This window comes from Faecalimicrobium dakarense (genome assembly GCF_000499525.1).
Taxonomy (GTDB): Bacteria; Bacillota; Clostridia; order Peptostreptococcales; family Peptostreptococcaceae; genus Faecalimicrobium; species Faecalimicrobium dakarense.
This window is the reverse complement of record NZ_HG529238.1, coordinates 1-8,106: the sequence shown is the minus strand read 5'-3', so window position 1 is coordinate 8,106 and position 8,106 is coordinate 1. Positions and strand designations below refer to the sequence as shown.

At 27.0% G+C, this 8,106-nt stretch carries 10 protein-coding genes; 3 read left to right on the top strand and 7 right to left on the bottom strand.

Features of this window, described 5'->3' with window-relative positions:
* Positions 1-285: nitroreductase family protein (locus tag BN899_RS02145; protein WP_042272312.1), on the bottom strand; the 285-nt coding region annotated here is incomplete at its 3' end.
* Positions 286-555: 270 nt separating this feature from the next.
* On the opposite strand from BN899_RS02145, the gene BN899_RS02140 reads away from it, so the two are divergent.
* A complete protein-coding gene (locus BN899_RS02140; protein WP_042272310.1) occupies positions 556-873 on the top strand; it encodes an ArsR/SmtB family transcription factor in 318 nt (105 codons plus the stop codon).
* 69 nt (positions 874-942) lie between these two features.
* Here the strand turns inward: BN899_RS02140 and BN899_RS02135 are convergent, their stop codons facing one another.
* From BN899_RS02135 to BN899_RS02115, 5 genes are all read right to left on the bottom strand, one after another.
* Positions 943-1,785 carry an MBL fold metallo-hydrolase gene (locus BN899_RS02135; RefSeq protein ID WP_042272307.1) on the bottom strand — a complete coding sequence of 281 codons (843 nt, stop codon included), beginning with the start codon at positions 1,783-1,785 and terminating at the stop codon, positions 943-945.
* Between the two features lie 164 nt (positions 1,786-1,949).
* The gene (locus BN899_RS02130; RefSeq protein WP_042272304.1) at positions 1,950-2,273 is read right to left on the bottom strand and encodes a hypothetical protein; all 324 of its coding nucleotides are present in this window, start codon (positions 2,271-2,273) and stop codon (positions 1,950-1,952) included.
* Positions 2,274-2,299: 26 nt separating this feature from the next.
* Positions 2,300-2,818, bottom strand: coding sequence for a GNAT family N-acetyltransferase (locus tag BN899_RS02125; RefSeq protein ID WP_042272301.1), 519 nt, complete (start codon positions 2,816-2,818; stop codon positions 2,300-2,302).
* Positions 2,819-3,082: 264 nt separating this feature from the next.
* Positions 3,083-4,087: a branched-chain amino acid aminotransferase gene (locus tag BN899_RS02120; protein ID WP_042272298.1), complete on the bottom strand. Its 1,005-nt coding sequence runs from the start codon at positions 4,085-4,087 to the stop codon at positions 3,083-3,085.
* 136 nt (positions 4,088-4,223) lie between these two features.
* Complete coding sequence (locus tag BN899_RS02115; RefSeq protein WP_042272295.1) at positions 4,224-5,126, bottom strand: hypothetical protein; 903 nt, start codon at positions 5,124-5,126, stop codon at positions 4,224-4,226.
* A 166-nt stretch (positions 5,127-5,292) separates the two neighbouring features.
* Here BN899_RS02115 and BN899_RS02110 point away from each other — a divergent pair, with 166 nt between their 5' ends.
* Entirely contained in the window at positions 5,293-6,618 is a 1,326-nt protein-coding gene (locus BN899_RS02110) for an aminotransferase class V-fold PLP-dependent enzyme (RefSeq protein ID WP_042272292.1), read from the top strand.
* Between the two features lie 149 nt (positions 6,619-6,767).
* Here the strand turns inward: BN899_RS02110 and BN899_RS02105 are convergent, their stop codons facing one another.
* On the bottom strand, positions 6,768-7,280 hold the full coding sequence (locus tag BN899_RS02105) for a GNAT family N-acetyltransferase (protein WP_042272289.1): 513 nt from the start codon (positions 7,278-7,280) through the stop codon (positions 6,768-6,770).
* Positions 7,281-7,559: 279 nt separating this feature from the next.
* On the opposite strand from BN899_RS02105, the gene lepB reads away from it, so the two are divergent.
* Positions 7,560-8,072: a signal peptidase I gene (lepB, locus tag BN899_RS02100; RefSeq protein WP_042272285.1), complete on the top strand. Its 513-nt coding sequence runs from the start codon at positions 7,560-7,562 to the stop codon at positions 8,070-8,072.
* Positions 8,073-8,106 lie beyond the last annotated feature (34 nt).

Here is an 8,106-nt window from a genome sequence, read left to right as displayed (position 1 = left end):
AGAATCATATTTTATTTCCTTTGGAGTTCTAGTTAAGTATATTACAAAGTGGCTACATGTATCGATTTGTTTTGCCCCTGCAAAGCTTGCTGCACTTAATTCTTTTTTTAGCTCTTCACTTTCTATAACTAAAAACTTCCATGGTTCTATTCCCATAGAACTCGGAGCAAGTCTTCCACCTTCTAAAATTACATTTAAATCTTCTGCGCTTATTTTTTTAGCTGGATTAAATTCCTTACAAGCATGTCTAAAATTTAAAATATTTATTACTTCATTTCTATTCATATTAATTACTCCTATTAATCAAATTTAATTAAAATATTATATTAATCGTTTTTTTCCGATTAATGTTTTTATATTACCATAGACTTAATTTATTTTGCAATAGATTTTATAATATTTATCGGTATTTTACGATTAATATATTTTTTTAATAAGCTTATACCCCCTTACTAATAAGTTTAAATATTATTTTAATATTAAATAATATTGACATATTTTAAAATATATATAAGAATAATAAATATTGATAAAATAAAGAAAGAGCGTGTAGTAATGGACTATTTAAAAACAATAAAAGCATTATCTAATAAAACAAGATTTAATATATTACAATGGCTAAAAGACCCTAAATCAAATTTTGAACAATTTGGTTGGCAACCTCATAATGATGATCCCGATTCATCAAATTTTGTATGTGTAGGATATATATATAAAAAGGCAGGTCAGTCTCAATCAACAGTATCTGAGCATCTATCAGTTTTAGAAAAAACAGGTCTACTAAGGTCTGTAAAAATAGGTCAATGGACACTTTATGCTAGAAATGAAGAAATTATAAATGATTTTAAAGTATATATAAACGAAAATCTATAAATAATAGAAAATTTTAAGCACCTATAAAAATTAGGTGCCTTTTAGCTTAAAGAATTTAATATTAAACTTTTATACTTCAATTGTCATTTTGTCATATGCAAATTTAATACCATTATATTTATTTTCAAGATTTAAGTAATCATCATAAGATTTTCCCCAATCTTCTTCTAAATGAGTTATAATAACTTCTTTAATATTATATTTATTTTTTAAATTTACAATTTCATCCATTGTAAATAATTCATCTCTAAGTTTATTATCATCCTTTAAAATATATCCACCTTTAAGAACATCACCTACAATAGTGTTTCCTATTATCAAAACATTAGAATCTTTAAAAATATCATTATTAGGAAATGGCTTAACATCACAAGGTGCGTATATAACTTTTTTATTATCCTTTTCAAATACAAACACTGTTGCAAAATTAGCTTTTACAAATGTTATCTTTATATCATCTATATATGTAGCGTCTTTTACTACACTTCTTTTAATTAACTTTCTAGTATTTTCGTAATAATCTAAATAAGAACCCAATTTTGATTTAATAGAATTTAAATCATACATAACATGTTCCATAGCTAGCACATTTATTGGATTTGTACATTCTTTTCCTTCTGAAACATCCAACCAATTAAGACGCATATGCTCAAATACTCTCATACCAAGTGTATGGTCTGGGTCTATATGGCTAAATAAAACAGTATTTATTTTAGAAATATTAGAAAAATTAATTGCATGAACTATATCTTCTGGAGTATCAACTAATAAATTTATATCTTCTAAAAATAAGCTACATCCAAATCTAGAATAAGGATGCCCCTTCTCTCTTGCTTCATTACAAATTTTACACTTACATAATGGTTTAGGAAGTGCTGCACATCCACCACTACCTATTATATTAAATTTCATATTTTTCTCCCCTTTTAACTTTAAAATATAAATGAAAAATTCGCTTCGCTTAAGCCACTGCGTGGGCGCTACACTTCATGTCGCCAACGACTTCGTCCGTTGCTCAAAAAAGCAGAAAGAATTTTCCGTCTGCTTTACTTTCTATTTTTTAATTTATTATCATCTTAAAAGTACTTCCAATAAGCAATTATACTTAATATAGCAGCTATTATTGTATAAAATATAGATACTATAAGAGGAGTATTTATATAAAACTCGAAGAAATTAGGATTTCTACGAGTTTCACTTTCAAGTAAATGTTTTACTGGCAAATCTGCCATACCAGTACCGGGCCCCCCTTCACTAGAAAAAAATACTATAAAAATAGATGACATTAAACCTGTTGGAAATGACATTTCTAAGAATTCAACATTAAAAATTTTAGATGCAATAATATTTATTGCTATTAAAATAATAAGACAAACAAATGGGTAAATAATTTTTTTCATAATCCCTCCTAGGATATAATATATAATTATTTAAATTTAGACATTATTATTTCGTCATAGTATTTTCCATCTTTGAAAATCTCATTTTTAAGAACTCCTTCAACTTCAAATCCACACTTTTCATAGCTTTTTATTGCTCTTTCATTAAATGAAAAAACTGAAAGTCTTATTTTATTAATATTCATATCATTAAATATAAAGTCAATTAATACCTTCATGGCATCTGTTCCATACCCCTTGCCCCAATAGTCTTTATCTCCGATCATTATGCCAACAACTGCAACTCTAGTTAGCCAGTCTACACTGTTAATTCCGCATCCACCTATATATTTATTGGTTTCAATATCCTCTATCGCAAAGTTGTACGTACCTTCTTTATTTGATTTCTGTGATTTTATCCACTCTTCTTCTTCCCACTTACTCATTGGAAAAGGAATAAAGTTAACTAAAAATTTCTTTAACTCTTTATCATTAACAAGTTTTAGAGCTATATCTATATCGTCTTCTCTATAAGCTCTTAAAACTACTTTCTCTCCATAATACATAAAATCATCACCCTTTTTTTTGAAAATTTCTATAATTGTATTACTAAATGTATGCATAGTAAATAATAAAATAAAAATTATATATATTATTTTTTAAATATTTAATTATAATTTATATATTATAATTAAAAAGTTAGAAATCTTATTTAAAAACTAGATATCACTTAATTTTAACTATACATAAAAATACCCTCTAGAATAGACTTTTTATGTGTATACTCTACAGGGTAAATTTTATTTAATAATTTTTCAATTTTACTTTAATTAGGCTTTAAAAATCCAACCTTCTGGAGCTTCTCTATCTCCAAACTGAATTTCTGTAAGAATCTTATATAATTTTTTAGTTATTTCTCCAGCTTCTTCTCCGCCATTGAAAGTATATTGTTTCCCCTCATCTTCTATCATACCTATAGGAGTTATAACCGCTGCTGTACCACAAGCTCCAGCCTCTTTAAGTTCACTTAGCTCATCTATAAATATATCTCTTTCTTCAACTTTCATATTTAGATGATTTTGAGCTATGTATATTAATGATTTTTTAGTTATACTTGGCAATATTGATTCTGATTTTGGTGTTATAAATACATTTTCTTTTGTTATTGCATAAAAGTTTGCTGCACCTACTTCTTCTATTTTAGAGTGTGTTTGAGGATCTAAATATATACAATCTGCAAATCCTCTATCCTTAGCTAATTTATTAGGATAAAAGCTACAAGCATAATTTCCCCCTACTTTAACGCTTCCTGTACCTTTAGAAGCAGCTCTATCATAATCTGATACTATAAAATTAACAGGTGATATATCACCTTTAAAATAAGCTCCTACTGGTACGCAAAATACACAGAATATATATTCCTGCGCTGCCTTCACACCTATATTATCTCCTACTCCTATTACAAATGGTCTTAAATATAGTGATGCATTACTTCCATATGGTGGAACAAATCTTTCATTAGCTTTAATAACCTGTTTACATGCATCTATAAATTTATCAGATGATATTTGTGGCATCAATAATCTGTCACAACTATCATTTAATCTTTTACTATTCTCATCTGGTCTAAATAACTGTATATCTCCGGATTTTGTTCTATACGCCTTTAAACCTTCAAAACATTGCTGTCCATAATGTATAGCAGTAGATCCTTCACTTATTGATAATCTATTATCCTCTGTTAATATCCCTTCATCCCACTCACCATCTTTCCATACTGAAATATATCTAAAGTCTGTCTTTGTGTATTTAAAACCTAAATTTGCCCAATCCATAATACAAAACCTCCTTTTAATTATTAATAAATATATATGCCTATATATTTCATATAAGAATGAAATTAATTTGTATTTAAACATAAAAATCCCCTATAGGATAGACTTTTTTCATATCTACTCTATAGGGGATTTTTTAATTTATATATTTATCAATTTTATTTATAATTTCGATTTGTTTATCTAATTTACTACTAGAATTTGTTATATCCATATGAAATTCACCTTCATGTAGTGTTTTATTGTCTCTAACAGTTTTAACTATGTTATTCCCAAATTCATCTAAATTCATATATGATAGCTCATACATCTTATTACTATCTTTTAAAAATTGTACACATATACTTTCTGTATCATTTTTAAACGTATAACTAATGGATTCTTCTTCTGTGCTTTTACCTAATTTAATCTTTTTAATTTCACTTTGATATGGCTTTTTATCTATAATATCTTTTAATTCTTTAATGTCCATATTATTTTCAGATGCAAATTTATTAGCAATATTTTGATAATAAGATTCATAGTCTGTGTAATTATCATTTAGTAATTTGCATATTTCTTGGTATTTAGTATTGTTTGGTAAAGATATGCCTACAAATAATTTTGGCTTAGCTTCTTCCTTTTCGCCTACTAATTCTTTATTTGCTTTTGGAGTATATGATAAGTTTATGTTAATATCTTCATCGCTAAAAATATATACTGGAGACATACTTTCATATCCATTATATATAGTATGAGTTATAATTAATTCTTCTTTATCATCTTTAAATATGTATTGCCGTTGAGTCATTTTAATATCTGAGGAGTCTCCCCCCATTTTTAATTCGTCTCCCTTTTCATATTTAAAGCCTGATAGTAAACTTTCTATATAATCTTTGTTTACTTCTTCTTTATCATCTAAATGTTTTGCAATTTTAAAATATCCCTCTTTCAATGAACTTGCCTTTTCTACTGATGCTGAATTTTCACATCCTGATGTTAGTACTAAAACTGGTGTTAATAATATTAATAATACTTGTTTTAGCTCAAGTTTTTTCAAGTCCTTCTCCCCTTTTGTATATATATTTCCTTAGGATAACATTACCATATTTTAGCAATAAATTCTATCCATTTATTAAATAAATCATTTGATTTCTAATTTATTTAACCTTAATCCGGAACATCGTGAAAAAATTACCATACCATGAATAATAGGAGGCGATAATATGGACTATAGATATTTGTATGATGGGATAGATGATAAAGTAAAACTAGCAAACGGAGAAAAAGTAACTCCTATCAACTTTGATAACGGAGCTACGACACCTCCTTTAAAAAGTGTCACAAAGCTAATTCAAGATAATATAAAAAACTACGGACCAATAGCTAGAGGGGTAGGTCCTAAAGGTGAATACTGTACTACAATGTTTGAAAGGTCTAGAGAAATAATACTTAATTTTTTTGGTCTAAAAGGATGTAATAGCCATACTGTAATATATACAAAGTCAGATACAGAAGGGCTAAATATACTAGCCAATGCACTTATAAAAAATAAAGATGATATGATTCTTACAACTAGAATGGAACATCATGCTAATGATTTGCCTTTTAGAAAAGCAGGTAAAGTTGTACATGTAGATGTTGATGATTTAGGCAGAATAAATATAGACGACATAGAACAAGAGCTTATAAAGGCAAATGGTAAAATAAAAGTTGTAACTGTGACAGGTGCATCAAACGTAACAGGATACTTAACTCCAATACATGATATAGCTAAACTTGCACATAAATACAATGCCTTAATAATAGTTGATGGTGCTCAATTAGTAGCACATGAAAAAGTTAATATGAGAGGATGTGACAAAGATGAAATGATAGATTTCATAACATTTTCTGCTCATAAAGCTTATGCTCCTTTTGGTAGCGGTGCAATAGTTGGTCTAAAAGAGCATCTAAAGGGCTCAGATCCATTTTTATCTGGCGGTGGATGTGTTGCTGGTGTATTTGATGAAAGTGTTATATGGTCACCAATCCCGGAGAGATTTGAAGCTGGAACTCAAAACTTTTTTGGTGTAATTGCTATGGCAAAAGCTTTAGAAGAACTACAAAATATTGGATTTAAAAATATAAAAAATCATGAAAGAGATATAAAAGAATATATTATAAATTCTATGAAGTGTATGAATAATATAATTTTATATGGAGATACGGACTATATGGATGATAGATTAGGTGTAATTACTTTTAATATTAAAGATATGAACTACGAAGCTGTTGCTTTAAACATGGCAACTGAAAAAGGAATATCTCTAAGGGCTGGTAAGTTTTGCGCTCATCCTTATGTATATAGACTATTAGGTGTTAGCGACTGTGACGGATATAGAGATGTAGTATCAGGATCATTTAACGATGGAATGGTAAGAGCAAGCTTTGGACTTTATAATACTATAGATGAAGCTAATATTTTCTTAGAGCAACTAGACTATCTTACTAATGTATTAAGAAAATCTAACCGTAGATATAAAAAGCCAATAAGAAAAGTAAGGTTTTAGTTAAGGTTAATATAAAATCACTTATTCTGTATTTTATAAAAATTTTTATATGTAAATATATAAAACTGCTATCATATAAATTAATAGCTTTTATAAATAATAACCCCAGTGAAACTTTAAAAGCTTTACTGGGGTTATTATTACTTATTTTAGTTATTTTTATATTCATGTTCTAATATAGACATTATGATTATAGACTCATAACTTCCATTATAAAGCACACATTCTCTTAAAGTACCTTCTTCTTTAAATCCTTCTGACTTATAAAGATTTTGGGCTATAGTATTTTTACATCTTACATCAAGCCAAAGTCTATGTGCATCTAATTGCTTAAAAGATACCTCTTTTATTAGTTTTAATGTTTCTCTTCCAAATCCTTTACCTTTATTATTTATAACAAATCGTCTAAATTCAATATTATTATCTCTATTTTCAATTCCTGCCATAATTATATATCCAATGGGTTTGTTTGTATTTGAGTCTTCAACTATTAAATGTAATATATCTTTTTCTGTTAAAGAATTTATATGACTTTCTTTACTCCACTGACCTATATACTGAGCATTATACTGTTCTCTTTCTAAACTTATAACAAATTCTAAATCTGTATTTTTAGTACGTCTTAATGTAATGTTTTTAGATTTTTTTATAATATCATTCATTAATTACTCCCCCCATACTTTAATTTTATTTGATTATATTTTTCTTATGTATATTGTAGCATTAATAATAGTCTTTTATAAAAAACTACATTAAATATTTCAGTTTATAATATATTTACTATTTAATATAAGTTATACTGTAAATATATCATTACACCATAATTAAGTGTAAAAATTAGGTATGTTGAATAAGTATACTAGTCGATTAATTTTAATATTTTATATTCTACATATAAATGCAAGGGGGATAATTATTTTGAATAAAAAAACAAAAATGAAATATTTGAATGGTTTAAAACCATATGTGCATCGTTGGTTATTGCAATAGGAATAACATTATTGGTACAACCAACTATAGTTAGTGGACAATCTATGTATCCTACATTAGAAGATAACGATTATCTATTAATAAATAAATTAGCTTACAAAAAAGGAATTCCAACTAGAGGGGATATTTTAGTATTTAAATCAGATTTAATTGATGATAAAACTAACCATAAAAAAAACTTAGTTAAAAGGGTAATTGCTTTACCTGGAGAACATATCCTTATAAAAAATAATGAAGTATACATAAATGGTAAGTACTTAATTGAAGATTATCTAAATGATGTATATACAGATGGTGATATTGATATTGTAGTTCCTAACAATCATGTATTTACTATGGGAGATAATAGGCCAAAGAGTGGTGATAGCAGAAATTCAGAAATAGGAACAGTTCCTTTGGATAATGTAATTGGAGAAGTTGCTTTAAGAGCATATCCATTTAATAAATTTGGTAAAATAAAATAATAAAAAAGTAGATAGTTTTATATTTAAACTATCT

Coding starts and splice junctions, on each gene's coding strand:
- BN899_RS02120 (WP_042272298.1), bottom strand. CDS start 4,087: ATGGATTGGGCAAATTTAGGTTTTAAATACACAAAGACAGACTTTAGA.
- BN899_RS02110 (WP_042272292.1), top strand. CDS start 5,293: ATGGACTATAGATATTTGTATGATGGGATAGATGATAAAGTAAAACTA.
- BN899_RS02140 (WP_042272310.1), top strand. CDS start 556: ATGGACTATTTAAAAACAATAAAAGCATTATCTAATAAAACAAGATTT.
- BN899_RS02135 (WP_042272307.1), bottom strand. CDS start 1,785: ATGAAATTTAATATAATAGGTAGTGGTGGATGTGCAGCACTTCCTAAA.
- BN899_RS02130 (WP_042272304.1), bottom strand. CDS start 2,273: ATGAAAAAAATTATTTACCCATTTGTTTGTCTTATTATTTTAATAGCA.
- BN899_RS02125 (WP_042272301.1), bottom strand. CDS start 2,818: ATGTATTATGGAGAGAAAGTAGTTTTAAGAGCTTATAGAGAAGACGAT.
- BN899_RS02105 (WP_042272289.1), bottom strand. CDS start 7,280: ATGAATGATATTATAAAAAAATCTAAAAACATTACATTAAGACGTACT.